Source organism: Modestobacter sp. SYSU DS0511, from assembly GCF_054050755.1.
In genome coordinates this window covers 1-823 of the sequence record NZ_JBJGZY010000081.1, presented here as the reverse complement: position 1 = coordinate 823, position 823 = coordinate 1, and the positions used below count along the sequence as shown (strand labels likewise).

The 823-nt window shown below is 75.1% G+C and carries 1 protein-coding gene; it reads right to left on the bottom strand.

What is annotated here, in order from left to right:
• A partial coding sequence (locus ACI783_RS19795) for a PKD domain-containing protein (protein WP_457142034.1) occupies nucleotides 1–823 on the bottom strand: 823 nt, incomplete at both ends.

Genomic DNA, 823 nt, shown 5'->3' with positions numbered 1-823 from the left:
CGGGGGTGGTGCCGGCTGCGCCGGCCCACAGGTCGTCGAAGGCGACCCGCACCGGCGCGGCGGTCGCCGAGCCCGACACGTACGTCGCCACCCCGACCCCACCGGCCCGCTGCAGCTCCGCGGTGGCGTCGGTGGCCGTGACCTGCCAGTCGGCCGGCTCCGGCCGACCCTCGGCCCACACCTTGCCCGCCAGCGCCGTCGTCCCGCTGCCGCTGACGTCGAACCGCACCGTCAGCACCGTCCCCGGCGTGTAGGTCAGCCCCGGCACCGTCACCGTGCGCAGCACCGTCTCGGCGTTGTTCACCAACCGGGACAGCTGCACCGTCACCGCACCGGCGGAGGTCACCCGCACCCCCAACCGGTAGTCCGAGGTGCCCACGTGCCGGGCAGCGGCGTACACGTAGGTGCCACCACCGGTCGTCGCGGCGTCCAGGGCCATCCGGAACTGCAGCGCGGTGTCCAGCGCCGAGACGCTGTTCAGGTACGCCGACACCGAACCACCCGCGGTGGGCACCGACAGCCGGCCCACCCCGTCGGCGACCGTCGCGTTCGCCGTGCCCCCGCTGATCGACCACGCCCCACCGACGTCCGCGGTACCGAACCCGGCAGCCGAGGAACGCCCGAAGGCATCCGCCGCCAGCGGCGTCGAACTCGCCGGAGCCACCGTCACCGACTGCGTCGTGCGACCGGTCGCACCCTCGTCGTCGGTGACCGTCAGCGTCACCGGGTAGCTGCCCGCCGCCGCGTAGGTGTGCGACGCCGTCGCCCCCGACCCGGTGGCCCCGTCCCCGAACTCCCACGCCCAGGACACGACCCGCCCGTC